Origin of the sequence: Thiocystis violascens DSM 198 (assembly GCF_000227745.2) — a bacterium.
Lineage (GTDB): Bacteria > Pseudomonadota > Gammaproteobacteria > Chromatiales > Chromatiaceae > Chromatium > Chromatium violascens.
In genome coordinates, this window is the sequence record NC_018012.1 from 3,684,397 (window position 1) to 3,710,586 (window position 26,190).

A 26,190-nucleotide genomic window follows, 5' to 3' on the forward strand; every position below is an offset into this window, starting at 1 on the left:
CAACCCATTACTGCACGGAGGGCGAGGTCGTCGCGGGCGCGCACGGCGCATTGGCGTTCATACCCCGGCCCGCATCGAAGCTGTGCGCGGCATACTGGGCACGACGCTGCTCCTGCTCGCTCTTCATGGCCGCGCGACGCTCTTCCATCTGCTGTTTCGCCTGGGCGCGACGGGCTTCCATTTCCTTGATTCGGGCCTCGAACGCTTCAGGCATGGCCGGACGCTCACGGTTCATCTCGGGCATCTCGGGCATAGCTGGATACTGTCCGAATTCTGGCATCGGCGGCATATCAGGGCGATTCGGGAACTGGCCGAACGCGGGCATTTCGGGCATGGCGGGGTGCTGGCCGAACTCAGGCATCGGCGGCATGTCAGGCCGATTCGAGAACTGGCCGAACGCGGGCATCGGCGGCATGTCAGGTCGGTTCGGGAACTGACCGAACGCGGGCATCTCGGGCATGACGGGATATTGTCCAAACTCCGGCATCGGCGGAACGTCCGGGAAGGCGTGACCGGCACCGAATGGACGGCCCGTTACCGGCCTGAAATTCTCAGCGCCCTGCTCGACCGCCGCCGGTTGCGGCGCCTGCGTCATGGCGGAGGCCTGGGGAGGAGCGGTATACCAGGCACCAGCCGTGGAGGCGGCGGCAGCGAGGGCGAGGATGGAAGCGGCTTGGATCAGCTTGGACATAGGACACACCTTGGTGATGGAAGACAAAGAAACGAACGCGCAAACGGCTATGCAATATCCTGATCGATCAAACCGCATCCAGCATGACAGGCGCTGTTTTCGAGTGGCATCGGCTTTGCGTTAGCCATTGACCGTTGCGGCAGAGACGGTTTCGGTTTTTTAATTTTTTACATCAACAGTGCGAACCACAGACGATTCAGGCTCTTCAGGGACGAGTGCCTGCGTGATCAAGCAGCGGTTTTCGCTCAGAACGGGGTTAGTATATAAGCATCTTATGAAATAGCAATAGACGAATTTCGCCGATTGCTTCGGTCTGGCATCCGGAGTGCCGAGTACAACTCGGCGATTCCAGGGCCGGACCGATACTCAAAAGAGTCGATTCAACCCATTGAGCGCCGCGACCCGATAGGCTTCGGCCATGGTGGGATAGTTGAAGGTGGTCTCGGTGAAATAGCGAATGGTATTCGCCGCGCCACGCTGGGACATGATGGCCTGACCGATATGCACGATCTCGGCCGCCTGTTCGCCGAAGCAGTGGATGCCGAGGATCTCCAGCGTCTCGCGATGAAACAGCAGCTTGAGCATGCCGACGGTATGTCCCGTGATCTGGGCGCGGGCGATGCTTTTGAAGTCCGCTTGCGCGACCTCGTAGGGGATCTGGCTGGCGGTGAGTTCGCGTTCGGTGCGGCCGATGGAACTGATCTCGGGCACGGTGTAGATCCCGGTCGGGAATTCCTCGATCAGCGACCAGTCGCAGTCCCCGTCGGCGATATGAGCGCCCACGAAACGTCCCTGATCATAACTGGCGCTGGCCAGCGCAGGCGCGCCAACCACGTCGCCGACCGCGTAGATGTGGGGCAGGGCGGTCTGATAGCTGGCGTTCACATCCAACTGGCCCCGCTGATTTGGGGTCAGGCCGATAGCGTCGAGCCCCAAGTCATGAGTATTGCCGGTGCGCCCGTTCGCCCACAGCAAGATATCGGTCTTGAATTTCTTGCCGGACTCGCAATGCAGCACCACGCCATCCGCGCCGGCCTCCACGCGCCGATAGGTCTCGTTGTGCCGGATCACGACGCCCTGCTGACGCAGGCGATAACTGAGCGCGTCGGTGATCTCGTCGTCGAGAAAGGAGAGGAGCCGGTCACGGGTGTCGACCAGATTCACCTTCACATCGAGCGAGCTCATGATCGAGGCGTACTCGCACCCGATGACCCCTGCCCCATAGATGGTGATCGATCTTGGCGTATGCGGAAGCGCGAGCACCGAGTCGCTGTCGCGGATCCGGGGATGGCTGAAATCCAGCTCGGGCGGATGATAGGGTCGCGAACCGGTGGCGATCACAATATGTTGCGCGCGCAGTCGATCGGTCAGGCCGCCGGGGCGTCGCACTTCCAGCAGATCGGGCTCCAGAAAACGCGCGTGCCCGAAAATAACCTGAACCCGGTTGCGTTGGTAATAGCGATAGCGGGTACGGACCTGCTCGTTGATGACGCCATCCGCCGCCCGCAGCAGATCCGGAAATTCCACCTCGATCTGGTGCTGCGTGTGCTGGAAGAGTGGATTGCGGCGGTAATCCGCCAGCATCTGGATCGAGTGACGCAGCGCCTTGCTCGGGATCGTGCCCCAATGGGTGCAGCCGCCGCCGACCGCGTCGTGGGCCTCGATGACCGCGATCCGCTGACCGGCCTTGGCCAGCTTCATCGCGGCCCCCTCGCCGCCGGGTCCGGTGCCAATCACGATGCTGTCGAAGTCTTGCGTGGCCATCGATTCAGGGTTCCATTGTCAGTTTCTAACGAAGGTCAAGGCTAACACGGGAGCCCCCGAATCCGGCGACGGTCACCGCCGTGATCAAACGCGGCCGGCACGCCTGATGCAATCCAGATAGTCGTTTTCGTTGAAGGGCTGCCGGTCGTGCTGGAGTTTCCAGAGACTCTCCGCGAGACACGCCATGATGCGGTGCTCCGCCTCGTGGGCGTCGCCGGTGCGCCGCGCCAGGTTCCGATACAATTTCCGGATGCCCGCGGGCTGATCGATGCTCAATTGCTCCAGAATGACCATGTGCAGCCCCAGATGCAGGAATGGGTTGGCTTCGCCCTGCTCGGGGGGAAAATCACGCTCCAGCGCGCTGTCCTCCGCTTCGAGAAACGGCTGATACTCCGGATGTTGCCGCAGGATTCCGACGATCTGTCGTTCCAGTGGTTCCAGCGGTTGTTCGGCCCTGGCCTTCTTCCAGGCCTGGATGAAAACGTCTCGATGGCTGTTGCGATCCGAGGAAAACATGGTGTGCGTGACGTCTCGCTAAAAAATGGTGGATGGGCACGCAGATGGAACTTGATCAGAATCCGGCAGCGTCGGATCGGGTCGTCAAGCCGCGCCATCCTCAATCCGGCCTTTTGTCCGGAAACTCGCACAGATCGGCAATGATGCAATGCGGACAATGCGGCGTGCGGGCGACACAGACATAGCGACCGTGCAGGATCAGCCAATGGTGGGCGTCTTTCTGGAAGGGCTTTGGGACATGCCGCAGCAATTGCTGTTCGACCGCCAGCGGGGTCTTGCCTTCGGCGAGCCGGGTCCGGTTGGCCACTCGAAAGATATGCGTATCCACGGCGATGGTCGGTTCGCCGAACGCCGTATTCAAGATCACATTCGCGGTCTTGCGACCGACTCCAGGCAGCGCCTCCAGCGCCTTGCGCTCGCGCGGCACCTCGCCGCCATGCTCGGCGATCAGGATGGCGCAGGTCTTGAGGATATTCCGGGCCTTGCTGTTGAAGAGCCCGATGGTGCGGATGTGCGACTTGAGTCCCTCCTCGCCGAGCGCCAGGATCTCCGCGGGAGTCCGGGCGAGCGGAAAGAGGCTGGCCGTGGCTTTGTTGACGCTCCTGTCGGTCGCCTGAGCCGAGAGGATGACCGCGATCAGTAACTCGAAGGGCGTCTCATACATCAGTTCGGTGGTGGGCGCGGGGTTGGCGTTGCGCAGACGCTCAAAGATTCGGTGGCGTTTTTCTTTATTCATTGCTTGAATTGTGTCTCGCTCTGTCGTGCGATGCGACTCGAACGATCCGTGATCGGCAACACCGACCATGATCGAGCCATCCCACCCGATTCCTGCCCAGCACAGAGGTTCGTCGAACGGATGATCTACTCTTTTTCGAGTGTCCTGTTGCTGCTCTTGCTGCTTGCTCCCACCGTCGCCTGGAGCACGCCAAAAGATCAGTCCCAACCCGCGAATGTCGCCGAAACCGTCGACGCCGCGCCACCTCGGCCAGCCTTGCCCTATCCGCCCAACCGAACACGCCCAAGCCGCGCCCAGGTCGCCGCACTGATCCCCGCGGTAGCAAGCCGATACGGCGTCGAGGAGGCACTGGTACGCGCTGTCGTCGCCGCCGAATCCAACTACAACGCCCATGCGGTGTCCAGTGCCGGCGCGGTCGGCCTGATGCAGTTGATGCCGGCCACCGCATCGGATTATGGCGTCTCCTCGGCGGACGCGCTCTTCGATCCCCAGACCAACCTCCGCACGGGGACGCGACATCTCAAGCGACTCCTAAACAAATATAATAACGATTACGGTCGAGTGATCATGGCCTACAACGCTGGCGAGGGCGTGGTCGATCGCACCAACAGCCAGGTCACCTATCTGGAGACACTCAACTATACCGAGGCCGTGATCAACAATTATCGTCGTCACGGCGGCACCGCACCCACGCAAGCGGCGCTCAAGCAGGTTCGCACGCTGCGCGGCGTGCGCAATACCGGGAAGGCACGGCGCCTGCTCAAAAAATATCTCGATCCCTCTCTGCTGTCGCTGAACGTCAAACCGACGCTCAGTGCCCGTTATTTGGATCCGTCGCTGCATGAAGTGGGTCCGAAAAGCAAACCCATGTTCGAGTTGGAGACGAGTGTCATTCGTTGACATGCGTCGTGGGAGACCCGAGAAATTCGCCGGGCGATAACAGAGCAGGCATCCAGATGAGACCCTGTTCCGCTATCATGCTGACTGCTGCCCACGATGATCGACTCGGGCAGGCGGGCGACGGCGAACCAAGGCCAGGGTATATTCAAATGAATCCAACGCTTCAAAAATTAAGGGAACTTGCGCAGGAAAGCGTCCTGATCGCTCAGGACTCCGAATTGAAGGAGCGGCATGTCTATTCGTCATGCGCTCAGCTGGCTGCGCCGCTCATCCGCGCCTTCAAGGATGTCGAAAACGAATACGTTCGCATCTCCGTCCTGCGTCAAATCTGGCCCGATGACTATGATCGTCGGGACGATCGGGTATCAGGGCTGCTGATGTCGATGCCAGGACCGGAGCGGGCGCCGTATGGCCTGAAATTAGCCATGCCGCATGGCTTTCTGAGCTTCGAGGCGACCCTCCGCAAAGATGGCTCGCCGGTGTTCACCTGCATCCGGGAGACCGACGGTCAGCGACCGCTTTCGATGGACTTTCCCGATAGCGAGCACTGGCTTGAGTATTTCTACAAGATCGTCGCGGATGTGGTCGAGCTTTAAGGCGATTTCCTGAAAAGTGCATAGCCATATTCTTGCCGAACTCTGAACGAAGACCGGGCGCGAACCTGGGAGCGCCGACCTCCGGTCGGCGTCAACCGATCACCCCCGCCACCCGGCCAGAATCTCCATGCAGATCCGATTCATCTCCGCCGCCCGCTCCGGGCTGTCGGCCTCGGTATAGGCGCGCAACTCGGGCGCATTACCCGATGGGCGCAGATGCGCGATCTCGCCGCTGACAAAGGTCATCCGCAGGCCATCGGTCGTATCCAGGTCGGCAACCGCGCCGAACCGCACACCAAACGCCGCTTCGATGGCCGCCTTATCCCGCTGGACATCGCCGCTGGACAGCGCCGCGATACCGGCCCGGGCGATCTCGGTCGGGAAGTCCTTGAGACGATCGCTGTGGGTGAAGCGGCCCGGCAGATCGCGGGCGAGCGCGGACAGCGGCTTGCCCTGTTCGACCGCGGCCAGCAGGATGGTCACTGCAACGATGACGGCGTCGCGGGTCGGTAGCGCCGCCAGCACGCGGCCGTCGCGCTCGATGTCCGTGCCAAGCAAAAAACCGCCGTTGGCCTCGTAACCGACCACGGGAGTCAGACCTTCGTCCATCGTCTGCAACATGCCCTCGATGACGAATGGCGAGCCGATCCGAGTGCGTCTCACCGACGCGAAACAGCCGCATTTTTCCACCGCCGTGTTGCTGCTCACCGGAGTCACCACGCCACGGGCACCGAGTTGGCGCGCGCAGAGCACGCCGGCGATATCCCCGCGCAACCAGGCGCCCGTTTCGTCGCCGATCAGCGGGCGGTCGCCGTCGCCATCCGCCGATACCAGCGCATCGAACTGGCCGCTCGCGGCCCAGTCGCGGGCCAGGACCACATCCTCGGGGCGGATCGCCTCGGTATCGACCGGGATGAAGACATCCGAGTATCCCAGCCGGTCGACCCGCGCGCCCAGACCCGCGAGCACTTCGACATAGGCCTCGCGCGCCACGCTGGAATGCTCATACACGCCCACTCTCAGACCCCGGAGACAATTCGCCGGGAAAAACCCCAAATAACGGTCAACATATTCACGGTAGGCGATCGGGTCCGGATCCGGCAGCGCCGCGCCCTGCCCCACCGCAAAGCCGCCGAGGGCATCGAACAGACCCTCCGGACGCCGGACCTCCTGAAGGCTGATACCTTCCTCGTCGCGCTTGAGAATTTCGCCCGTCGGCAGATTGAACTTGATGCCATTGCGATCGTCGGGGATATGGCTGCCGGTCACCATGAGGGTCGGCATGCCACGCGCCATGCCATGAACCACGAGCGCCGGGCTGGGGATCGAGCCGAAATTGCGCGGACGACAGCCGAGATCGAGGACGGCCGCAGCGCAGGCATTCATGATGCGCGGCGAACTGGGACGCAGATCCCCCGCGATCCCAACCTCCTGACCCGACACCAGGATTCCGGCGGTCTTGAGATAGCCAAGAAAACCTGCCGTATAGGCATAACAGACCCAATCGGTCATGTCCGCGGCTAGCCCACGGGCGCCGCTGGTGCCAAACTTGACGCCGCTCTCGTTCATCAGATCGCCAATACGCATGCTCGCTTCCCCGCGGAGAACCCTTGCCGGCTGAAGGTGATTCGTTTCAAAACGCAATCTTACCGCAGTCATTCCGCGCATTTTCAATCTTACAGCGACCGCCCCTTGTGAAAGACGGAACCCGATCGTATTTCAAGAGGGCTGTCGACCGGTCAAACCGCGCGCAGGGTTGCAGACCTTGGTGATGAGCGTTTTCGCTTCGCGGTGACTCGCGGGACCGGCCAGCCGGGGCCGACAAGAAGATAACAACGCATGCGGCTCGGCCTGCATCGTCATCGCCCGTGCGACCGAGCAAACATCAATCATAACGAGGAGCCATCATGACCGTGACGAAACCATTCCTCCCGCTCGCATCGTCCGCCGCCTTGGTTCTGGCGCTGACCCAAACGCTATCGGCGCCCAGCGCGACCGCCGCCGAACCGCAACCCGCGCCCACGAAGGCCGCCGAGCCCGCGGCTCCAGCCCCTTACCCAGCCAGTGCGAAACCAGCCGATGCCACGCCGACACCGGCCGAAACCGCTCGCGCCGAAGCTAAAGAGCGTCGCGCGGCCATGCTGGCGGAGCGCAAAAAGCGTTACGACGAATTACGCGCGAGTGCCGCCGAGATGGGGGTGGAGATGCCCGAATCGCCGCCCTGGGAAACCCTGCCCGAGATGGCGGTTCCGCACGATATGCGGAATGAGGATAACGCCGCGATGAACCAGTGGCGTGAAGACATGAGAGCACGGATGCAAGAGCGGATGCGCGCCATAACCCCCGAGGAGCGGCAGGCCATGCGCGAGGAACGCTGGAAGCGGATGCGCGCGGACGCGGCCGAACGCGGCATCGAGATGCCCGAGACGCCGCCTTGGGAAGAAGCCGAAAAACGCCGCCAGGAGATGGAAAAACGCTTTGAGGAATACCGCAAGACCGTCGAACAGATGACCGACGAGCAACGTGAAGCGGCCCAGGCACTCTTCGGGCGCACTCCGGAAAGGATGTCGCGCCCCATGCCTTATCCTGACGCCGGCCCCGCTCAGGAATCCTGGGGCTATCCGGGCGATGGCGCGTATCGCAACGCTCCACGCGGCATGATGCATCCGCACATGATGCCCTACCCGGAAGCTCCGGGCTACGATCAAGGCCCGCCGCCCTGGTCGACTGGCAACTGAGGATCGAGAGATCCTAAGGGCCGGATCACTGCGATTAAGTTAAGCCGTTCGTGGCGAGCCCTGAGCCCGTCGAAGGGTCGAACCATGAACGGCTTAACTTTCAGGCCACCAGAATTTTCCATTCACCCTTCGACCCTTCGGCTCCGCTCAGGGCTCAGGGCGAACGGAAAATCGGAAAATCGTATGTGGACAGTTACTAAGGACCGGATTCATGCGCAACGCTCGCTGCGCATGGCGCCAATGAATCAGGAGCGAGAACTGCCTATTCCCGTCACGCTGTCAGCGGCACTGTCCACGAGATTGGGATCGGGCACCTCAAGCCATCGATCAAGCAACCCCTGCACCGTTTCGACACCCTGTCGTTCCAACGCCGAAAACAACCGCACCGCAACCCGGCCATCGTCATTCGCGACCTCGCGTTCCACCGCGAGCCGAGTCGCCTGCGCGGCGCCCCGTTTCAGTTTATCCGCCTTGGTCAGCAGCAGCAGAATCGACCGCTCGCCCCGCCGGCCCCAGTCCAGCATCCGCCGATCGAACTCCGTCAGCGGGTGACGGATATCCATCACGATCACGAGCCCAGCCAGCGAACGGCGATATTCCAGATAATTCGCCAGATGCTGCTGCCATTGCAGCTTGATGGCCTCCGAGACCTTGGCATAGCCATAGCCGGGCAGGTCCACCAGGCGGCGTTCCGCGTCCAGTTCGAAGAAGATGATCTGTTGGGTACGACCAGGGGTCTTACTCGTTCTTGCCAGGCTCTTCTGATGGCAGAGCGTATTGATGGCGCTCGATTTACCCGCGTTCGAGCGCCCCGCGAAGGCGACTTCGCGACCGCTATCGGCGGGCGTCTGATCAAGCCGCGTGGCGGCGGTGAGAAAGTGGGCACGCTGATAGAAGGGATTCATCTGCATTGTCACGTTAGGCTCGGATCGCGGATCCAGTGGCCGGAAGCGCCGCCCGCTTTCTCCAGAAGGCGGACGTTCGAGATCGTCATCCCGCGATCGACGGCCTTGCACATGTCGTAAATCGTTAGCAGACTGACCTGGACGGCGCAGAGCGCCTCCATTTCGACGCCGGTCTGGCCCGTGGTTTCAACGGTTGCGCGACAATAAACCGAGCCGTCCTCGGCACGAATGGCCAGATCGATCTCGGCCCTGGTCAGACTCAAGGGATGACACAGCGGCACCAGATCGGCGGTCCGCTTTGCCCCCATGATCCCGGCGACGCGCGCGATTCCCAGCACATCGCCCTTGGCGTGGCCACCCGACTCGATCAGCGCGAGGGTGGCCGCCTCCATGCGGATCCAGCCCTCGGCCACCGCGCACCGCCGGCTCACGGCCTTGCCGCCCACATCCACCATGTGGGCCTCGCCCGCTGGCGTGAAGTGGGTCAGCGGCATTAGAAGGCCGGCTTTTCCGGGGCGTTCTCGAACATCTCGACGCTCGCCATGATTTCCTGACAGGCTTCGTCGCGACCGCCCCAACCGCCGACGCGCACCCACTTGCCCTCGTCGAGATCCTTGTAGTGCTCGAAAAAGTGCGCGATCTGATCCAGCAGATGCGGCGGCATATCGCGGAAACTCTCGACGTTACGATAGCCCTTGAACAGCTTGTCGACCGGCAGCGCGAGGATCTTGGCGTCGTCGCCAGACTCGTCGGTCATCGTCAGAACGCCGATGGGCCGGCACTTGATGACGGATCCGGAGATCAGCGGGTAGGGCGTCACCACGATCACGTCCACCGGGTCGCCATCCGACGACAGGGTGTGGGGCACATAGCCATAATTGCAGGGATAGTGCATGGCCGTGGACATGAAGCGATCGACGAACATGGCGCCGGTCTCCTTGTCCATTTCGTACTTGACCGGCTCGGCGTGGGACGGGATCTCGATGATCACGTTGATGATATTGGGGACGTTATCGCCCCGGGAAACCTTCGATAAATCCATGGATCGGCCTCAGTGGTTCAGCAGTGTAGGCGTCGCGGCTAAGCGTTCGGGCTCAATGCAAAAAGGCCCTGACGGGCCTGGCGCGACGTTCGATTGCCAATTGTAATCCATCCCAGACTTGGAAATCTCAATCCTTGCGCGCGGAACCCTAATCCAGGACGAGATGCGTTCTGTTACGTGATCGGCCAGCCGGCTGGCGGAGTCGACGCGGTTTAGGGCGTATCATCAATTGTATTCGTAGGGAATGACCGCCATCCCGCCAATATTCCAAGTTGGGGATCGATACGCTCGACATGGATGTCGCGCGGCATCCTTAGTAGGGGCGAATTCATTCGCCCCGACATCCTCGACATCCCCTGTATCCGCACAACCCACGCGGCGAATGAATTCACCCCTACAGGCCAGCGGGAATCCCACACAAATAGAATTGATGGCACGCACTAGCGTCCCGTTCCGGAAAAATCCTGCCCTGGCTGGAGCCCGAAGAACTTTTCCAGATCCAGTTCCCGAATCACGTCATCCACCGCGCCCCGACCATGCTCGCGTTGAATCTCGCCCAGAATCAGCCGGACGGCGTGGCGGTTATAACCGCTGCCGAACTGAAGCTGGGTACGAATCAGCTCGCGAGCATGGTCGAGCGTCATCGTCGATCAGACCTCGAACGTCCCGAGCTTGCGCGCCACCGGGGCATTCTTCAGCGTCACGTACTTCGGCAGGCCATGCTCGAATGGCGGATAGTCCTCGCCCTGGATCAGCGGGATCAGATACTCCTTGCAGACCGGGGTGATGCCGAAACCGTCCTCGGTGATGAAGTCGCGCGGCATGAATTTTTCGACATTGGCGACCTCCGACAGCGGCGCCTCGCCGACTTCCCAGGCATAGGGATCGCTGCTCAGACGCCGGACGGTCGGCATCACGGCATTGTGTCCGGCCAACGCGAATTCGACCCCGGCCCGACCCATGGCATACGCCTGCTCGACATCGGTCTTGGAGGCGAGATGGCGCGCGGCGCGCTGGAGATAATCGGCCACCGCCCAATGGAACTTGTAGCCGGTCGCGTCCTTGATCATGTTCGCAACCACGGGCGCGGCACCGCCGAGCTGGGCGTGACCGAAGGCGTCGCGCGTGCCCTGTTCGGCCAGGAAGCGGCCATCGGGATATTTGGCGCCCTCGGAGACGACGATGGTGCAGAAGTCGAAACGCTCGACCTTTTCCTTGACGGCGGCAATGAACCGCGCCTGATCGAATTCGATCTCGGGGAAGAGAATCATGACCGGGATGTTGTGGTCCTCGATCAGACCGCCAGCGGCGGCGATCCAGCCGGCGTGACGGCCCATGACCTCAAGGACAAACACCTTGGTCGAGGTCTTGCACATCGAGCGCACGTCAAACGAGGCTTCCAGCGCGGAGGTGGCAATGTACTTGGCGACCGAGCCGAAACCGGGGCAGTTATCGGTGATCGGCAGGTCGTTGTCGACCGTCTTGGGGACATGAATCGCCTGGACCGGATAGCCCAGCGCCTCGGAGAGTTGCGAAACCTTGTAGCAGGTGTCGGCCGAGTCGCCACCGCCGTTGTAGAAGAAATAGCCGATGTCGTGGGCCTTGAAGACCTCGATCAGACGCTCGTATTCGCGCCGGTTGGCCTCCAGACTTTTGAGCTTGTAGCGACAGGAACCGAAGGCGCCGGAAGGGGTGTAGCGCAGCGCGGCGATGGCCTCGTCGGATTCCTGGCTGGTGTCGATCAGATCCTCGGTCAGCGCGCCGATGATGCCGTTGCGACCGGCATAGACGTTAGCGATCTGGTCGGTGTGACGGCGGGCGGTCTCGATCACCCCGCAGGCGGAGGCGTTGATGACGGCGGTGACGCCGCCGGATTGCGCATAAAAGGCATTTTTCGCGGACATGGTTGTTCTCTCGTGCTGATTTCAGGTGTGCGGATGTCAGACTAAATGATGCATTGGCGCCACGGCCATCAGCGGCGCGCGCTAGGCAGATCGCCACGCTGTTCGGCGACATAATCGGCCTGGGCCTGAAGCAGCGCGACGGCGCACTCGGCCAGGTCGTCGTACTGCTCGATACCAGTGCCCATCTGCTTGTACGGCTTATAAAAAAACTGGCAGCGATAGGCACGCTCGCCGGCCTTGAAGATGACGAAGTTGCAACCGTCATCGGACTGCCAGTAGATCACCGGACAGGTCGTCAGCTCGCGATCGGAGGCGGCGAGACGGATCTCCGCGTCGGCGAGTTGGATCTCCAGGTCATGCCCGTAGCGCTCGCGGAGCGTGGTCCGCATCAGCCACTGCTCGGTTTCCGTGATGTCGGGGATGGTGGCCATATTGGGTTGTCGCTGGTCAGACGTTGTTCGATCAAGTATGGCGAGCGATGAACCGCGCTATCGCAAGCACTCCGTGAAAAATGCAGCAAGACTAACCAAAACGGACGCCAGTTCCAAATGTTAAACCGCGAGGACACCAGCCGCCGGCAATGACCGCCGTCCCCCGGTTCTCGTTTGGGCACCCCGCCGCCGTAGGAGCCCACTTGCGGGCGACGCGGTCGACATGGCGGCGCGGAGTCACCGGAAGCCTTTGCTCGCGGCCCATCGCATCGCCCGCAAGCGGGCTCCTACGAAGCGGTGTACGGCCGCGCCAGCGGCGGCAGATCCGCGCCCAGACCCAGGGCGCGGTCCATGAACAAACGTTTGAGCGGTGCGATTCGGTCAACGGTCGTCAGGCCCAGACCGCGTATGGCGGCCAGCGGTTGCCGGCTGTCGCCGAAGATCCGTTTGAAGACATCCATGGCGCCGAGCATCAGCAGATTGTCGCCACGACGCGCCCGCTCATAATGACGCAGTGTCCAGAGACCGGCGAGATCGCGACGGCGTTCGAGCGCCAGATCCAGGGTCGCCGCCAGTTCGGCTGCATCCAGAAAACCCAGATTGACGCCCTGCCCCGCCAGCGGATGGATGGCATGGGCGGCATCGCCGATCAATGCCAGTCCCGGTAGGACATACTGCTTGGCATGCTGTAACCGCAGCGGGACGGACGCGCGCGGTCCGTCCAGGATCAAGCGACCGAGACAGGACTCGGAGGCGTCGGTGACCGCCTCGGAGAACAGCGCGTCGTCCAGGCCCATGAGTTCGACCGCGCGCTCGTCGTCGGCGCTCCAGACGATCGAACAACGCCCGTCTGACAATGGCAGCAACGCCAGCGGTCCCGTCGGCAGAAAACGCTGCCAGGCGGTCTCCTGGTGCCAGTCGGCGGGCATGACGTTGGCGACGATCGCGCGTTGGTCATAATTCCAGCCCTCGGTCTGGATGCCGGCCAGATCGCGCACCAGCGAATCGCGGCCGTCGGCACCGACCAGCAGACGTGCGTCGATCGATCGACCGTCGGCGAACCGAATCCGCGCGGGCGGCTCGCGGCGGTCCAGATCCGCGATGACGGCGGGGCAGATCAGGGTGACGTCGGGGGATTGTTCCAATTGCTCCCAAAGCGCGAGCTGGATAACTCGATTCTCGACGATATGACCCAGATCCGCCTCGCCCAAATCCTGACTGTCGAAGTGAATCCGACCGCCGCCGACCGCGTCCCACACCCGCATCTGGCGGTAGGGACTGGCGCCGAGTTCCAGGATGCGCTCCCAGACGCCCAGGCGCCGGAGCATCCGCTGGCTGGCCCGACTCAAGGCCGAGACCCGCAGATCCACCTCGCCCGCCGGCCAGTCGCGACGTGGCGCGCGCGACTCGATCACGGCGATGGAGAGACCCTTGCCGGACATGGCGCAGGCAAAGGCCGCGCCAACCATGCCGCCGCCGACGACGGCGATATCGAAGGACTGCTCTGGCTCAGTCATTTACATGCTCCAATGAAAGTCCGCGCGCCAGATGCGGCAGGGGAACGTCCAGGCCCATGAAACGTCTGGCGAGCCGATGGCGCGCGCACGGCAGCAGATCCAGCCCAAGCAGCCCCGCCCCGCGGGCAAACCGAACCGGCGCCAAGGGGATGACGAAGAGTCGCGCCAGGGCGTCGGTCAGACTGGCGGTTCCGGCCTGATCGCGACCGCGCCAGCGCGCATACTCGGACAGGGTCGCGGCCGCACCAGGGTCGGCGCCCGTCACCGCACTCCGCGCCAGCACCTCGGCCAATGCCGCGACGTCCCGCAGACCCAGATTGAAGCCCTGGCCGGCGACCGGATGCAGGCTGTGCGCCGCGTTGCCGATCAGGACCAGACGCTCCTGCACCGGAGCGCGGATCAGCCGGAGTTTGAGCGGGTAGGCGCGACGCGCAGAGGCCCGAGTCAAGCGACCCAGCCGATACCCGAAGCGATCCTGGAGACGGTCCAGAAACTCAGCGTCCGAGAGCGCCAGCAGATCGGCGGTCTCGTTCTCGCGACAGGTCCAGACCACCGAATAGCGCCCGCCGGTCATGGGGAGCAACGCCAGAGGGCCAGAATCGGTGAAACGTTCGAAGGCCACGCCAGTCCGGGGGCGATCCGGCGTGACCGTAGCGATGATGGCATCCTGACCATAGGCATGCTCCCGCGCCTTCAGACTGAGCCGTTCGCGGATGGCCGAATCGCCGCCGTCGGCGGCGACCAGCAAACGGGTGCGCAGATGACGGGTCTCCCCGTCCACCTGGACATCCAGATCCACCCCGTCGCCATGCACGCGATGCTCGATCAGCCGCGCGGGGCAGAGGAGTTCGATGTTGTCGGCATGATCGAGCGCCAAACGGATCGCCACGCCCATGGCGCGCGCTGGCACGACAGCGCCCAGCGTCGCGACGCCTTCCTCGGCGCGATCGAGCCGGGCGATGCCGTATTGCCCCCGTTCGGAGACATGCACCTTCAGGATCGGCTCCGCCTCGGGCGCCATATCCGGCCACAGGCCCATGGCCTCGAAAATCCGCTGGCTGCCTAGCGAGAGCGCGATGACGCGCTCGTCGTAACTGGGATGTTGCGCGGCAACCGTCGGTACCGCCTCGATCAGCGCGACCCGCAGTCGGGTGCTGGCCAGGGCAGAGGCCAGACTGCCGCCGACCAGACCGCCGCCGATAATCGCTACGTCGTATTCGTGCAGCATTGCCAAGCTCATCTGCTCCATCGTTAGCGCACCCGTTCTTCAACGTGCTTGACGAGACCCCGCCATCAACGCCTCGATCTCGTCCGGCTGCGTGGGAGCCGCCGCGGAGAGAATCTCGTTGCCCTCCTCTGTGATCAGCACATCGTCCTCGATCCGGATGCCGATCTTGCGATAGGGTTCCGGCACCGCTTCCGTGTCCGGCATGTACAGCCCCGGCTCCACGGTCAACACCATGCCGGGCTCGAAGACGCGCCAGGCGCCAGCGTGTTTGTAGGCGCCGACATCGTGCACGTCCATCCCAAGCCAATGGCCGGTGCGGTGCATGTAATAGGGCTTATAGGCTTCCTCCTGAATGAGCGGATCGACCTCGCCACTCAGAATGCCAAGCCGGACCAGACCCTCGGTCAGCACCCGTACCGCCGCGTCGTGCGGTTCGTTCCAGCGGCTACCCGGACGGGCCTTGTCGATGGCCGCCTGCTGGGCCTTGAGCACCAGTTCGTACAGTTCGCGCTGGGGCGGGCTGAAACGGCCGTTGACTGGAAAGGTGCGGGTAATATCGGAAGCATAGCCGTCAAGTTCGCAGCCCGCATCGATCAGCACCAGATCACCGTCGCGCAGCACGGCGTCATTGGCGATGTAATGCAGCACACAGGCGTTCGCGCCGCCGCCCACGATCATCGGATAGGCGTTGAAGCGGGCGCCGGCGATGGCGCAGGCATGCTGAAATTCGGCCTCCAGATCCAGTTCCTTCACGCCGGGGACGCAATGGCGCATCAAGCGTCGATGGGCCTGAGCGGAGATGCGCGCGGCCCGGCGCATCAGGGCGGCCTCGGTCCTGCTTTTGCGCAACCGTTGCTCGTGCAGCAGCGATTCGATGGCGATGAAGGTGTCGGGGGCGACCGCGCCGGTGCGAATCTTGGCGCGGACCCGATTCACCCAACCCATCACCCGCTGATCGAGACCCGCGTCGGTGCCGATCGGATAGTACAGCCGGGTCCGCCCGTCGATCAGGGTTGGCAGGATCTCATCCAGCGCGTCGAGGGGATGGGCCTGATCGGCGCCAAAGCGCTCGGTCGCGCCTTCGAGACCGAGACGCGCCCCATCCCACTGTTCGCGCTCCGCGTCACGGGGTCGACAGAAAAGAATGAATTCGCCTTCCTTGCGCCGGGGCACAAAGACCGCGAAGGCGTCAGGCTCCGGAAAACCGGAGACATAGCTGAAATCGCTGTTCTGACGAAAAGGATAATGAACATCGCGATTGCGGATCGCCTCGCGCGCCGCCGGCAGGATCGCGAGCCCTTCGGGACCGATGGATTTCAACAGGGCACGCCGACGGCGTTTGTATTCGGTCGCGTTCATGGCTGCCCGGACGCGTCGCCTGGACTCGCCCGCTCGTCATGAATCAGCATTGCCGCCACACGGATAAATTCGATCACTTCGGCCAGCGCCTCCTCGTTTTCTTCGACATCGTCAAGATCATCGAGGTCCATCCGCGTCAGATCGGTAAAATCTCGCAGAATCTCGCGGGTCTGCTCGGAGAGATCGGACACCGCCACGCCCAGTACGCCGAAGGCGAAGAGGAATCCCCGCACCCAGTCATAGAGCGCGGTTGCGCGCTCGGCTAGCGGACGGTCGTCGTCCGGCAAGAGCGGATGGAAGCCCAGATCCGGATCGCGTATCCCGTTTTGAGTCGCGGTCGCCAGATCGCTCAGACCTTCGCGGACCCCGGCGAGCCGCGGATCGGCGGGCTCCGCAGGTTCCGCAGCGGGCAGGAGTTGCAGAAACCAGGCGTTCAGCGGATCCGGATCGCCACCGCAGAGGAGACCGCACAGGATTCCATGTGCTTCGCCGGGTGACGGATTTAAAGGGCTGACCTCCAACAAGCGGCCAACCTGATCGTAGTCGATGTCCGTGGAAACCTCCGTACCCTGGGGGATACGCCCAAATGTTGAGAAATAACCGCTAAATCATAGCATGCGCTTCCGCCCGATTGACCGCTCACGACGCCCCTTCTATAGTGCAGGGAATTTCAACGGAGCCGCGGACTTTGGCCAACTTCGACCTCGACGAACTGGAGCAGCAGGTAAACGCCCTGATCCGCCTGAATCAACGGCTCCGGGAGGAAAATCTCACCCTGCGCGCGCGCCAGGAAACCCTGGTCGCCGAACGCGGCGAATTGATCGAAAAAACCGAGCAGAGCCGTAGCCGCGTCGAAGCCATGCTGTCCCGGTTGCGCGCAATGGAGGAAAATTTGTGAGCGACGAGCCGCTGCAGGTCAGTATCAAAATCCTGGAAAAAGAGTATCGGATCGCTTGTGCGCAACATGAACAGGAGGATTTGAAGGCGTCGGCCCGTCTGCTCGACCATCGCATGCGCGAGATTCGTCAAAATGGCCGGGTGATCGGCACCGACCGCATCGCGGTGATGGCGGCGTTGAACATCGCGCATGACCTCATTCAGCTTCAACGCGCGCAGCCTGGACTCGACCCGGATGCCGGTCGGCGTCTACGCGAACTTCAGGAGCGGATCTCGATGGCGCTCGCCAACGAACCGCCCGCTGAACAACCCGCCGAAACCCCTCTTGCAGAACCTGCGGAACCACTGCTGGACGCCTCGAATGAAAGGGTATAGCCTTATTCCCAAGACACCCCCTGTAGCGCTCGATCACGGCCTGGGTATTTTCTTGAGCCTAATTGCTACCCAGGGGATGAGGACCGCTTGGCTGTTGCGCATGTCCGTCATCGAGCGGAAAGCCTGAAGCCGAGCCAATTGTCCCCACTTGAACCGCTTGGTTCAAGAACGAAGGCCGATAACGGCGTCAATGGGGGGTGTCCCTTTCGCTCCATGCCACTCAATCTCCCACCTCAAACGCGACGCGAGCTGCGAGCCGCGCGACGGCGACTGCAACCCCGCCAGCATCGACGACACGCCGCCAGCGTGGCGAAACAACTCAAACACCATCGTTTTTTTCTGCGTGCCCGGCGCATTGCCTTCTATTGGCCGACCGACGGCGAGTTGGATCCGCGCCCACTCCTGCGGTACGCAAACCAGCGCGGAAAAGTGTGCTATCTCCCCGTCCTGAGACCACGCAACACCTGTTGGGGACGCGGAAAGATCTGGTTCGTGCGCTTCCGTCCGGGAGACCGTATGCGCCCCAATCGCTTCGGCATCCCGGAACCGACGGCCCGCGGACGCCAGCTCAAACTCCCCTGGAATCTAGCGCTCGTGCTGATGCCCCTGGTAGGCTTCGATACGGACTGTCATCGCATCGGCATGGGAGGCGGCTTCTATGATCGCTCCCTGGCCTATCTGAGAGAACGCCGCTCCTGGAGACGCCCCCGCTTGATCGGCATCGCCCACGAATGTCAGCGCGTCGCGCGCATCGAACCCAGTCCCTGGGACATTCCACTGGATGCGGTTGTCACGGAACGTCAGGTCTATGCCAAGCCATCCGCGGGCGACCGCCTCGTTCAGAGCCGGATCGCGCCATCATGACCATCACCGACTCGCGCAATGACAGCGACGCACTTGATATCTATATCGCCAGACAGCCAATCCATGACCAGAGCCTGGGAGTGATCGGCTACGAGCTTCTGTACCGCCATGCCAACACGGAGCATGCCCGGATCGATGACGAGGATCTTGCGTCATCGGCGGTGATTCTCGGGAGCTTTATGCATATCGGGATCGACACCTTGGTTGGCAGCGCGCTGGCGTTTGTCAATCTTTCGCGCCGATTCATCGTCGACGCATCCCTGTTGCCCTTTTTCGAGGGGCAGGTCGTGCTGGAAATCCGCGAAGACCTGGAGCCCGACGACCAGATCCTGACCGGTCTGAGGAGACTCAAGGATCTCGGTCATAAAGTCTCCCTGGACGACTTCGCCGCCCGCCCGGGTCGCCAGCCTCTCCTGGAACTCGCGGATTACGTCAAGCTCGATGTGCTCAAACAGGATCCGGCACGGCTTCGGGAACTGCTTGCCATGCTCCGTTCCCATGATGTCGGCGTGGTGGCGAAGAACGTGGAGACACAGGAACTCCATGAGCGTTGCCAGGCATTGGGATTCGACTATTTCCAGGGCTTTTTCTATTGCCGTCCAAAGATGGTCGCGCAACATGGCCTGCCGCCCAATCAGGCCGTGGTCTTACGGTTGATCCAGCAGTTAGAGGATCCTGACAGCGATGTACGGGATCTGGAGCGGGTACTCGCGCAAGAAGTGACCATGACCTACAAACTGCTGCGTTACGTCAATAGCGCGGCATTCGCCCGGCGGCGCGAGATCGATTCATTGCGGGACGCCATCACGCTGATCGGAATCGATCGGATCCGGAACTGGGCCTACCTGATCCTCATGGGGCAAGTTGCCCACGGCAAGCCGAGCGCATTGATCGTCACCTGCATGATCCGAGCGCGCATGTGCGAACTGTTGGCCGAGCGATTCCAGCCTGACATCCGGCACCAGATGTTTGTCGTGGGTCTGTTTTCGCTCATCGACGCCCTGATGGACAGCGACATGCCGACCCTGCTCGACAATCTGGGCTTGAGCCTGCCGATCAAGCTCGCACTCTTGGAAGGCGAAGGCATCCTGGGAGAGTTACTGCGACAGGTGGTCGAATACGAGCAGGGGCGTTGGGAAGGGCTGGCCGACAGCCAGATCCCCCGCGACGAATATTTGCGCGCCTACCTGGAGGCGCTTCAGTGGTCCAATGAGACGATGGGGATCGTGTCCGAAACGGGCATCAGAACTGGCGCATCCGAATATTGAGCGTCTGAATCCGATAGGCGATCTGGCGCGGGGTCATGTTGAGCAGGCGCGCGGCCTTGGCCTGGACCCAGCCGGCCTCTTCCAGCGCGGCGATGACCCGTTCGCGCTCGTCCAGATCGGGGTCGTTGAGATCGATCTGACTGGTTGTCGCCGTGACGACGGATGGCTGGGAAAAATCCGCGCCCCCGGCGCTCACGTCGATCCCGGTCAGATTGATGACATCCCGATCGATGATCCCCTGCTCGCTCATGACCGCGGCGCGCTCCATGCAATTTTCCAGCTCGCGGACGTTGCCGGGCCAGTCGTAGCGCATCAGGACACGCAGCGCGCTGTCGGTGATTTCGAGTTCGCGGCCCTGCAGACGGGCGACCTTGTCGACCAGAAAACGCGCCAGATCCGGGACATCCTCGATGCGCTCGCGCAGTGCGGGCATGCGGATCGGCATGACGTTGAGGCGATAATACAAATCCTCGCGGAACTCGCCGGCGCGCACCCCGGACTCCAGATCGCGGTTGGTGGCGGCAATCACCCGCACGTCGACTTTCAGTGTCCGCCCTCCGCCAACCCGCTCGAATTCGCCTTCCTGCAGGACGCGCAAGAGTTTGGCCTGAAAGGCGGGCGAGATTTCGCCGATCTCGTCGAGAAAGAGCGTGCCGCCGTCGGCCTGCTCGAAGCGTCCCTTGCGCAGACTGACGGCACCGGTGAAGGCGCCTTTTTCGTGCCCGAACAGCTCGGACTCCAGCAGGTTATCCGGCAGGGCGGCGCAGTTGAGCTTGATGAAGGCGGCGCGCGCGCGCGGCGAATTGTAATGAATGGCGTTGGCGATCAGTTCCTTGCCGGTTCCGGATTCGCCCCGGATCAGCACCGTGGTGTTCCATTTGGCGACCTGACGCACCTGATCGAAGACCAGGCGCATGCTGTTGGCACGCCCGATGATGCTGTCGAACCCATGGGCGCCCTTGACCTCGCGGCGCAGTTTGTCGCGCTCCTCGCGCAGCGCCTGCTGTTCGGCCTCGACGGTGCGGGCAAGACGGACCGCCTGCCCGATCAGGTTGGCAACCATTTCGAGAAAGCGCGACCGGTCGGCAAGTAGACTCTCGTCGGCGGGCGGCTGAGCGGCGAAGACGCCGATCGCGCCATCATCCCCGCAGCGGATCGGGACGCCGATAAAAGGAAGATTCGGATCGTAGAGGTTCAGACGATCCAGAAAATTCGGTTCGTCGGCCACCCGCGGCAAAATCCAGGGGGCGTTGGTGGAAAGGATGCGTCCGATCACGCCCTCGCCCGGTTGGTAGCTGATCTTTTCAAAGGGTTCGGCGTCCTTGTCGTGGATAGCGCTGATCAGGAGTTCGCCGCGCTCTTCGTCGAGCAGACAGACCAGTCCGTGACCCATACGCCCACACTCGTGCAGGACGCCGAGCACCTCGCGCAGCGTCTGGCGCAGATTCAACGAACGGCTCAGCACGCTGCTCACCTCGAACAGCGCGGCCAGTTGGGACTCCAGCAAGGCGAGACGCAGGGCGTCCTCGGCATGGCCGAAATCGGTGACAGGAGAATTCATGGCTCGTTCTGGCAAGGTCATTCGTCCGGTAGCACGGCGGTCAGGGACACGCGGATCAGACAGCCGTCGGTTTGCTCGGGATCGACCTCGATCGATCCGCCATGGGCGTTGGCGATTTCCTGGGCCAGCGCGAGCCCCATTCCGGCCCGGCCGCGACGGTTGCGCCAACCGATGAAAAAGGGCTCGAAAACCCGGTAGCGGTCCTCGGAGGCGATGCCCGGACCATTGTCCTGGATCTCGATCTCCACGCTGCTGTCCAGGCGACGGGTGCTCAGGCGCAGCTCGCGCTGCGGACGGCTGGACTCGCGCAGCGCCTGGATGGCGTTATCAATCAGATGTTTGAACAATGAGCGCAACTGGTTCTGGTGGCCGGGCAGTTCGGGTAGGACGGAGGCCGGCTGCCAATCCACCACGATACCGGTCGCCAGCAGGCGTTCGGTCTCCAGTTCGAGCACTTGTCGCAACAACGCGTTGACATTGACCATGACGCCGGCCTCGCGCGGTCCCTCGGGCAGGGCCGCGCTCAAAGTGGCCAGCGCGCGCGCGCCGGAATCGCTGATCTGGTCGAGCATCCCCGCCAGGGTCTCCACGTTCCCCGCGCCGCTGCGCAGCATGCCGGCGGCGGCGTTGATGACATTGAGCGGCACCTGAATTTGATAGATGGCCGCGGCCAGCGCCTCGCGCATGCCGTGCATCAACTGCTGTTCGGCCAGGCTCGCGCGCAGATGTTCCAGTTGCGCGCGCTCGATCTCGCGATGACGCCCGGTGACATCGTTGGCCAGGATGAGCAGACGGCGTTCTCCAGGGGCCAATTGACCGAAATAGCTACGCGCCGTGGGGTCGGACTCATCGACCGGCGTCCCCGAGCAGGAGAACCAGCGCGGTCCCTGATGCCCGCGGATGTCGATGCTGACCTCGACATTCTTGAAACCGCGACCGTCGAGACAGGCCGCGAAGGGGTCGCTGCCGATCTGCTCGCCGATCGCCGCGCGCAGGACATCGACCGGTTCCTTGCCGCGCAGATCGCCGAGCAGTTTTTTGTATTCCTGATTGTCGAGGATGACCCTGCCCTCGCGGTCGAGCAGCACGACCAGCACGGGCGCGGCGTCCAGCACCGTCTCGATGCGCGCCTTCTGCTGGCGTAGCGCGCCTTCCAGCTCGTGCACCTTAGTCACGTCGCGGTGCATGCCGAGGAAATACTGGAGTCCGCCATCGCGCCCCAGCACCGGCGAGATGATCAGCTCCGCCAGGTAATCGCCGCCTTGCTTGGTGCGGTTGACCAGGGTGCCGGTCCAGGTCTGTTTGCGCTCGATGGTCCGCCACAGATGCTCGTAGACCGTGGCCGGGGTCGCGTTATTGGACAGGATCGCTTCGTTCTGGCCCAGCACCTCCTCGCGGCTGTAACCGGTCAGGGCCTCAAAGGCGAGATTGGCATAGAGAATCGTCGCCCTGGCATCGGTGATCGAGATGGCGATCGGCGACTGTTCGACCGCCTCGTAGAAGAGCCGCGGCGGCAGCGGGTCGGTCGCATTGCCGCCCATGAGGGCCAGCGCCTCAACCAGTTCCGGCGGGGTGCCGTCCGGGGGCGAGGCGAGAAAGGCGCTCAGCGCGTTGATCACGGCCTGCTGGACGGGCTCCGGGGCATGTCGAACCGGCACGGCGTTCTCCTGATATTTTAAACTGCGTCCAGCGTGCCAGACGCGGTTGCGGATGACTCCAGCCTCGCTGGTCGCCCACGACGCACGGCGGGACGCGGTTTAAAAGATGAAAAATTTAGGCAAAAAACAAACCGGATGATCTTTCCGTCGCGAGTACTTGAGTGCAAGCGACGGAAAAGACGCTGTGAGTTTTCCAACAATCGCACTGCACTGCAACAAAAATTCTGTTGCCGTCATGACAGGACGACGTCGCGGGGAGATCGATGTTCGCCTCCGACATGAACCGCGACTGGCCGCTCCAACCCGTCATCTCCGTTCAATTAAGCCTTTGTTTCGACGGACTCCTGGCGCCTGCATCCTCACCGCGAAGGGTCGCCGGGAGGCGCGCGACACGTCTCTGGAAATCGATGGCATCGCCTTTGCATTTACTGACTCATCAAGTTTGACGCGCAGGGACATATTTCAAGATGGGCGAGTATCTCATGCTGATCCTCGGCACCGCACTGGTGAACAACGTGGTGCTGGTCAAGTTTCTCGGACTCTGCCCCTTTATGGGCGTGTCCAGCAAACTCGACTCGGCGCTAGGCATGGGGCTTGCCACGACCTTTGTCATGACCCTGGCGGCAGTGGCGAGCTGGCTGTTGGAAAACTATGTGCTTGGGCCACTGGATATTGGCTATCTGCGCATCCTGACCTTTATCGTGGTCATTGCCTCGGTGGTGCAGTTCACCGAGCTGGCGGTGCGGCGGATTTCGCCGGCGCTCTATCAGGTGCTGGGGATCTATCTGCCGCTGATCACCACCAACTGCGCCGTGCTCGGCGTGGCCCTGCTGAATATCCAGGAAGCGCATGGGTTTCTGGAGAGCGTGCTCTATGGCCTGGGCTCGGCGCTCGGTTTCACCCTGGTCATGGTGCTGTTCGCCGGGTTGCGCGAGCGTCTGGCGCTGGCCCAGGTTCCCGCTGCGTTTGCTGGGATGCCGATTGCCTTCATCGTCGCCGGCCTGCTGTCGCTGGCGTTCATGGGCTTCGCGGGGTTGGCGTGATGGAGAGAGTGCAGCGAAACCTATTTCTTCCAGCGCATCGCTTCGCCGCGATGGGTTTCTCGGCCAGTCGGCGTCGGAACCATCCTGGGATGATGTGCCAGGCCGCTCTTCCCATCCTACACCAACGAGCAGTGCAGATATGTTAGCCATCGCCAGTCTTACCGCGCTTGGCCTGATCCTGGGTTGGCTGCTCGGCGTCGCCGCGCGCTATCTCAAGGTCGAGGGGAATCCGCTCACCGAACAGGTGGTGGCACTGATGCCCGGCTCGCAATGCGGTCAATGCGGCTATCCGGGCTGCGGACCGGCGGCGGAAGCCATCGCCGCCGGCACAGCACCGGTCACGCTCTGTCCGCCGGGCGGTCGCGTCCTGGCGGAAGAACTGGCAGCTCTACTCGGGATCACGGCGGATCTCTCCGGGGTCGCGGACAAACCGCCGATGATCGCGCACATCCACGAAAACCTCTGCGTGGGCTGCACCAAGTGTTTCAAGCGTTGCCCCACCGACGCCATCATGGGCGCGAACAACATGATCCATAGCGTCTTCGCCGACGCCTGTATCGGCTGCGAGCTGTGCTTCGATGTCTGTCCGACCGAGTGTATCGAGATGCGCCCGATGACCGCGACACTCCAGACCTGGTTCTGGCCCAAGCCACTGGCTCTGGCGGGATGAATGCGATGAAACTCTTCAAGATCCGTGGCGGCGTCCATCCGGACGATCGCAAGCAACTGGCGGCGGGACAGGCCATCGAGACCCTGCCCATGCCGGCCCTGCTGCATATCCCGCTCCAGCAGCATATCGGCGCACCCGCCAGCCCGGCGGTACGGCGCGGTCAGCGGGTCGCCAAGGGCGATCTGATCGCCCAAGGCCAGGGCATGATCTCCGCGCCGGTCCATGCGCCGACGTCGGGTCGCATCGTCGGCGTGGGCAGTTACCCGGCACATCATGCCTCGGGGCTCTCGGTGCCCACCGTGACCCTTCAGCCCGACGGCGAGGACCGTTGGTCGGACCAGATCCAGGGCGTCCCCGATCCCTTCGCGCTCGACTCGGACGAGATCGCCGCGCGTGTGGGCGCGGCTGGGATCGTCGGGCTGGGCGGCGCCACTTTCCCGGCGGCGGTCAAGCTCAATCTGCGCAAGAAATATAAGCTACACACCCTGGTCATCAACGGCGCCGAGTGCGAACCCTATCTCACCTGCGACGACCGGCTGATGCGCGAACGGACCGAGGCGGTGATCGACGGCATCCGCATCATGGCCCACGCGCTGGGCGTCGCGCGGATCGTCATCGGCATCGAAAACAACAAGCCCGAGGCGCAGGCGGCGATGGCGATCACCGCCTCAGCCTATTCCAATATCCAGATCGCGCGCCTGCCGACTCGTTATCCGATGGGGTCGGAGAAACATCTGGTCCAGACCCTGACCGGACGCGAGACCCCGGCACGCGGTCTGACGGCGGATATCGGCGTGGTGGTCCACAATCCTGCCACGGCCTTTGCGGTGCACGAGGCGCTGCGGTTTGGCTATCCGCTGGTCGCGCGGGTGGTCACGATTAGCGGCGGCGCCATTTCGCGACCGCGCAATCTACGGGTTCCGCTAGGGACGCGAGTGCAGGATCTGCTCGACTACTGCGGCGGATTCAGCGAAGAACCGGCGCGGCTACTCAGCGGCGGCCCCATGATGGGTCAGCCCCTGCCGAGCACTCGCGTCCCCATGGTCAAAGGCAGCAATGGCGTGCTGGCCTTGACCGCCGCCGAGACCAATCTGCGCGACCCCATGCCCTGTATCCGCTGCGGCAGTTGCGTACAGGCCTGTCCCTGCGGTCTGGTCCCCCTGAACCTGGCGGCGCACACCCGCGCCGGCGATCTGGAGGGCGCGGTCGGGCTGGGTCTGATGGACTGCATCGGTTGCGGCTCCTGCGCCTATGTCTGTCCGGCGCATATCCCGCTGGTGCAGTTTTTCAACTATGCCAAGGGCGAGATGGCCGCGCGCGGTCGCGCCAAGCAGAAGCAGGCCGAAACCAAACGGCTGATCGAACAGCGCACCGCGCGGATCGAGGCGATTCAGCGGGCCAAGCGCGAGGCCATGGCGGCGCGCAAGCGCGAGGCCGAGGCGAAGAAACGCGCTGCGGCGGAGGCGGCGGCGATCCCCGCGGGCGCGGCGCCGACTCAAGCTCAGGCAGTCGAAACAGAGGCATGAG

Annotated in this window: 27 protein-coding genes and 1 other RNA gene; 11 read left to right on the forward strand and 17 right to left on the reverse strand. The window is 62.9% G+C overall.

The genetic code is table 11. The features are described 5' to 3' along the window. Window positions 1–7: 7 nt before the first annotated feature. From THIVI_RS16335 to nth, 4 genes are all read right to left on the reverse strand, one after another. Window positions 8–691 carry a hypothetical protein gene (locus tag THIVI_RS16335; protein WP_014779644.1) on the reverse strand — a complete coding sequence of 228 codons (684 nt, stop codon included), beginning with the start codon at window positions 689–691 and terminating at the stop codon, window positions 8–10. 366 nt (window positions 692–1,057) lie between these two features. After that, the gene (gene sthA / locus THIVI_RS16340; protein WP_014779645.1) at window positions 1,058–2,455 is read right to left on the reverse strand and encodes a Si-specific NAD(P)(+) transhydrogenase; all 1,398 of its coding nucleotides are present in this window, start codon (window positions 2,453–2,455) and stop codon (window positions 1,058–1,060) included. 84 nt (window positions 2,456–2,539) lie between these two features. Next, window positions 2,540–2,971 carry a DUF1841 family protein gene (locus THIVI_RS16345; protein ID WP_014779646.1) on the reverse strand — a complete coding sequence of 144 codons (432 nt, stop codon included), beginning with the start codon at window positions 2,969–2,971 and terminating at the stop codon, window positions 2,540–2,542. A 100-nt stretch (window positions 2,972–3,071) separates the two neighbouring features. Next, a complete protein-coding gene (gene nth, locus THIVI_RS16350) occupies window positions 3,072–3,707 on the reverse strand; it encodes an endonuclease III (RefSeq protein ID WP_041447060.1) in 636 nt (211 codons plus the stop codon). A gap of 120 nt (window positions 3,708–3,827) precedes the next feature. On the opposite strand from nth, the gene THIVI_RS16355 reads away from it, so the two are divergent. Continuing rightward, the gene (locus THIVI_RS16355; RefSeq protein WP_014779648.1) at window positions 3,828–4,607 is read left to right on the forward strand and encodes a lytic transglycosylase domain-containing protein; all 780 of its coding nucleotides are present in this window, start codon (window positions 3,828–3,830) and stop codon (window positions 4,605–4,607) included. Window positions 4,608–4,756: 149 nt separating this feature from the next. Further along, window positions 4,757–5,203: a hypothetical protein gene (locus THIVI_RS16360; protein ID WP_014779649.1), complete on the forward strand. Its 447-nt coding sequence runs from the start codon at window positions 4,757–4,759 to the stop codon at window positions 5,201–5,203. Window positions 5,204–5,302: 99 nt separating this feature from the next. On the opposite strand, the gene THIVI_RS16365 is transcribed toward THIVI_RS16360, so the two are convergent. Further along, entirely contained in the window at window positions 5,303–6,790 is a 1,488-nt protein-coding gene (locus THIVI_RS16365; protein ID WP_014779650.1) for a phosphomannomutase, read from the reverse strand. 320 nt (window positions 6,791–7,110) lie between these two features. Here THIVI_RS16365 and THIVI_RS22945 point away from each other — a divergent pair, with 320 nt between their 5' ends. Further along, entirely contained in the window at window positions 7,111–7,941 is an 831-nt protein-coding gene (locus tag THIVI_RS22945) for a hypothetical protein (protein ID WP_014779651.1), read from the forward strand. Window positions 7,942–8,186: 245 nt separating this feature from the next. Here THIVI_RS22945 and yihA read toward each other — a convergent pair whose 3' ends face one another. From yihA to THIVI_RS16420, 10 genes are all read right to left on the reverse strand, one after another. Next, window positions 8,187–8,846: a ribosome biogenesis GTP-binding protein YihA/YsxC gene (gene yihA / locus THIVI_RS16375; RefSeq protein ID WP_041447685.1), complete on the reverse strand. Its 660-nt coding sequence runs from the start codon at window positions 8,844–8,846 to the stop codon at window positions 8,187–8,189. An 8-nt stretch (window positions 8,847–8,854) separates the two neighbouring features. Continuing rightward, window positions 8,855–9,340: a cyclic pyranopterin monophosphate synthase MoaC gene (gene moaC, locus THIVI_RS16380; protein WP_014779653.1), complete on the reverse strand. Its 486-nt coding sequence runs from the start codon at window positions 9,338–9,340 to the stop codon at window positions 8,855–8,857. Next, complete coding sequence (gene ppa / locus THIVI_RS16385) at window positions 9,340–9,888, reverse strand: inorganic diphosphatase (RefSeq protein ID WP_014779654.1); 549 nt, start codon at window positions 9,886–9,888, stop codon at window positions 9,340–9,342. The genes moaC and ppa overlap by 1 nt, the downstream gene beginning before the upstream one ends. A gap of 440 nt (window positions 9,889–10,328) precedes the next feature. After that, window positions 10,329–10,532, reverse strand: a complete 204-nt coding sequence (locus THIVI_RS16390) for a hypothetical protein (protein WP_014779655.1) — start codon at window positions 10,530–10,532, stop codon at window positions 10,329–10,331. Between the two features lie 6 nt (window positions 10,533–10,538). Next, complete coding sequence (locus tag THIVI_RS16395) at window positions 10,539–11,792, reverse strand: 6-phosphofructokinase (protein WP_014779656.1); 1,254 nt, start codon at window positions 11,790–11,792, stop codon at window positions 10,539–10,541. A gap of 68 nt (window positions 11,793–11,860) precedes the next feature. Then, a complete protein-coding gene (locus tag THIVI_RS16400; protein WP_014779657.1) occupies window positions 11,861–12,223 on the reverse strand; it encodes a hypothetical protein in 363 nt (120 codons plus the stop codon). Window positions 12,224–12,510: 287 nt separating this feature from the next. Next, window positions 12,511–13,740, reverse strand: a complete 1,230-nt coding sequence (locus tag THIVI_RS16405; protein WP_014779658.1) for a UbiH/UbiF/VisC/COQ6 family ubiquinone biosynthesis hydroxylase — start codon at window positions 13,738–13,740, stop codon at window positions 12,511–12,513. Beyond that, window positions 13,733–14,980, reverse strand: a complete 1,248-nt coding sequence (gene ubiH, locus THIVI_RS16410; protein WP_245537294.1) for a 2-octaprenyl-6-methoxyphenyl hydroxylase — start codon at window positions 14,978–14,980, stop codon at window positions 13,733–13,735. The genes THIVI_RS16405 and ubiH overlap by 8 nt, the downstream gene beginning before the upstream one ends. 27 nt (window positions 14,981–15,007) lie before the next feature. Then, window positions 15,008–16,327 (reverse strand): Xaa-Pro aminopeptidase, encoded by a 1,320-nt coding sequence (gene pepP / locus THIVI_RS16415; RefSeq protein WP_014779660.1) that lies wholly within the window; start codon window positions 16,325–16,327, stop codon window positions 15,008–15,010. Continuing rightward, window positions 16,324–16,851, reverse strand: coding sequence for a UPF0149 family protein (locus THIVI_RS16420; protein ID WP_014779661.1), 528 nt, complete (start codon window positions 16,849–16,851; stop codon window positions 16,324–16,326). The genes pepP and THIVI_RS16420 overlap by 4 nt, the downstream gene beginning before the upstream one ends. A 164-nt stretch (window positions 16,852–17,015) precedes the next feature. Here THIVI_RS16420 and THIVI_RS16425 point away from each other — a divergent pair, with 164 nt between their 5' ends. The 5 genes from THIVI_RS16425 to THIVI_RS16440 all read left to right on the forward strand — a co-directional run bounded on the left by THIVI_RS16425 (window position 17,016) and on the right by THIVI_RS16440 (window position 19,731). Then, entirely contained in the window at window positions 17,016–17,225 is a 210-nt protein-coding gene (locus tag THIVI_RS16425; protein WP_014779662.1) for a TIGR02449 family protein, read from the forward strand. Then, window positions 17,222–17,599, forward strand: a complete 378-nt coding sequence (locus THIVI_RS16430; protein ID WP_014779663.1) for a cell division protein ZapA — start codon at window positions 17,222–17,224, stop codon at window positions 17,597–17,599. The genes THIVI_RS16425 and THIVI_RS16430 overlap by 4 nt, the downstream gene beginning before the upstream one ends. Before the next feature lie 14 nt (window positions 17,600–17,613). Next, a non-coding RNA gene (ssrS, locus tag THIVI_RS23900) (6S RNA) lies at window positions 17,614–17,800 on the forward strand. Window positions 17,801–17,812: 12 nt separating this feature from the next. After that, the gene (locus tag THIVI_RS16435; protein WP_052315049.1) at window positions 17,813–18,463 is read left to right on the forward strand and encodes a 5-formyltetrahydrofolate cyclo-ligase; all 651 of its coding nucleotides are present in this window, start codon (window positions 17,813–17,815) and stop codon (window positions 18,461–18,463) included. After that, window positions 18,460–19,731 (forward strand): EAL and HDOD domain-containing protein, encoded by a 1,272-nt coding sequence (locus THIVI_RS16440; protein ID WP_014779666.1) that lies wholly within the window; start codon window positions 18,460–18,462, stop codon window positions 19,729–19,731. Before THIVI_RS16435 ends, THIVI_RS16440 begins: the two co-directional genes overlap by 4 nt. Here the strand turns inward: THIVI_RS16440 and nifA are convergent. Beyond that, a complete protein-coding gene (nifA, locus tag THIVI_RS16445) occupies window positions 19,706–21,292 on the reverse strand; it encodes a nif-specific transcriptional activator NifA (protein WP_041447688.1) in 1,587 nt (528 codons plus the stop codon). The genes THIVI_RS16440 and nifA overlap by 26 nt on opposite strands. A 17-nt stretch (window positions 21,293–21,309) precedes the next feature. Further along, window positions 21,310–22,950, reverse strand: a complete 1,641-nt coding sequence (nifL, locus tag THIVI_RS16450) for a nitrogen fixation negative regulator NifL (protein ID WP_014779668.1) — start codon at window positions 22,948–22,950, stop codon at window positions 21,310–21,312. Window positions 22,951–23,417: 467 nt separating this feature from the next. Here nifL and rsxA point away from each other — a divergent pair, with 467 nt between their 5' ends. The 3 genes from rsxA to rsxC all read left to right on the forward strand — a co-directional run bounded on the left by rsxA (window position 23,418) and on the right by rsxC (window position 26,189). Further along, a complete protein-coding gene (gene rsxA / locus THIVI_RS16455; protein ID WP_041447061.1) occupies window positions 23,418–23,993 on the forward strand; it encodes an electron transport complex subunit RsxA in 576 nt (191 codons plus the stop codon). Window positions 23,994–24,132: 139 nt separating this feature from the next. Further along, the gene (locus tag THIVI_RS16460; RefSeq protein WP_014779670.1) at window positions 24,133–24,663 is read left to right on the forward strand and encodes an RnfABCDGE type electron transport complex subunit B; all 531 of its coding nucleotides are present in this window, start codon (window positions 24,133–24,135) and stop codon (window positions 24,661–24,663) included. A 5-nt stretch (window positions 24,664–24,668) separates the two neighbouring features. After that, the gene (gene rsxC, locus THIVI_RS16465; RefSeq protein ID WP_014779671.1) at window positions 24,669–26,189 is read left to right on the forward strand and encodes an electron transport complex subunit RsxC; all 1,521 of its coding nucleotides are present in this window, start codon (window positions 24,669–24,671) and stop codon (window positions 26,187–26,189) included. The last annotated feature ends 1 nt before the right edge of the window (window position 26,190 follow it).

Excerpts from the sequence above, each read along its gene's own strand:
- THIVI_RS16335 (WP_014779644.1), bottom strand. The coding sequence starts at position 691 with ATGTCCAAGCTGATCCAAGCCGCTTCCATCCTCGCCCTCGCTGCCGCC.
- sthA (WP_014779645.1), bottom strand. The coding sequence starts at position 2,455 with ATGGCCACGCAAGACTTCGACAGCATCGTGATTGGCACCGGACCCGGC.
- THIVI_RS16345 (WP_014779646.1), bottom strand. The coding sequence starts at position 2,971 with ATGTTTTCCTCGGATCGCAACAGCCATCGAGACGTTTTCATCCAGGCC.
- nth (WP_041447060.1), bottom strand. The coding sequence starts at position 3,707 with ATGAATAAAGAAAAACGCCACCGAATCTTTGAGCGTCTGCGCAACGCC.
- THIVI_RS16355 (WP_014779648.1), top strand. The coding sequence starts at position 3,828 with ATGATCTACTCTTTTTCGAGTGTCCTGTTGCTGCTCTTGCTGCTTGCT.
- THIVI_RS16360 (WP_014779649.1), top strand. The coding sequence starts at position 4,757 with ATGAATCCAACGCTTCAAAAATTAAGGGAACTTGCGCAGGAAAGCGTC.
- THIVI_RS16365 (WP_014779650.1), bottom strand. The coding sequence starts at position 6,790 with ATGCGTATTGGCGATCTGATGAACGAGAGCGGCGTCAAGTTTGGCACC.
- THIVI_RS22945 (WP_014779651.1), top strand. The coding sequence starts at position 7,111 with ATGACCGTGACGAAACCATTCCTCCCGCTCGCATCGTCCGCCGCCTTG.
- yihA (WP_041447685.1), bottom strand. The coding sequence starts at position 8,846 with ATGAATCCCTTCTATCAGCGTGCCCACTTTCTCACCGCCGCCACGCGG.
- moaC (WP_014779653.1), bottom strand. The coding sequence starts at position 9,340 with ATGCCGCTGACCCACTTCACGCCAGCGGGCGAGGCCCACATGGTGGAT.
- ppa (WP_014779654.1), bottom strand. The coding sequence starts at position 9,888 with ATGGATTTATCGAAGGTTTCCCGGGGCGATAACGTCCCCAATATCATC.
- THIVI_RS16390 (WP_014779655.1), bottom strand. The coding sequence starts at position 10,532 with ATGACGCTCGACCATGCTCGCGAGCTGATTCGTACCCAGCTTCAGTTC.
- THIVI_RS16395 (WP_014779656.1), bottom strand. The coding sequence starts at position 11,792 with ATGTCCGCGAAAAATGCCTTTTATGCGCAATCCGGCGGCGTCACCGCC.
- THIVI_RS16400 (WP_014779657.1), bottom strand. The coding sequence starts at position 12,223 with ATGGCCACCATCCCCGACATCACGGAAACCGAGCAGTGGCTGATGCGG.
- THIVI_RS16405 (WP_014779658.1), bottom strand. The coding sequence starts at position 13,740 with ATGACTGAGCCAGAGCAGTCCTTCGATATCGCCGTCGTCGGCGGCGGC.
- ubiH (WP_245537294.1), bottom strand. The coding sequence starts at position 14,980 with ATGAGCTTGGCAATGCTGCACGAATACGACGTAGCGATTATCGGCGGC.
- pepP (WP_014779660.1), bottom strand. The coding sequence starts at position 16,327 with ATGAACGCGACCGAATACAAACGCCGTCGGCGTGCCCTGTTGAAATCC.
- THIVI_RS16435 (WP_052315049.1), top strand. The coding sequence starts at position 17,813 with ATGCCACTCAATCTCCCACCTCAAACGCGACGCGAGCTGCGAGCCGCG.
- THIVI_RS16440 (WP_014779666.1), top strand. The coding sequence starts at position 18,460 with ATGACCATCACCGACTCGCGCAATGACAGCGACGCACTTGATATCTAT.
- nifA (WP_041447688.1), bottom strand. The coding sequence starts at position 21,292 with ATGAATTCTCCTGTCACCGATTTCGGCCATGCCGAGGACGCCCTGCGT.
- rsxA (WP_041447061.1), top strand. The coding sequence starts at position 23,418 with ATGGGCGAGTATCTCATGCTGATCCTCGGCACCGCACTGGTGAACAAC.
- THIVI_RS16460 (WP_014779670.1), top strand. The coding sequence starts at position 24,133 with ATGTTAGCCATCGCCAGTCTTACCGCGCTTGGCCTGATCCTGGGTTGG.
- rsxC (WP_014779671.1), top strand. The coding sequence starts at position 24,669 with ATGAAACTCTTCAAGATCCGTGGCGGCGTCCATCCGGACGATCGCAAG.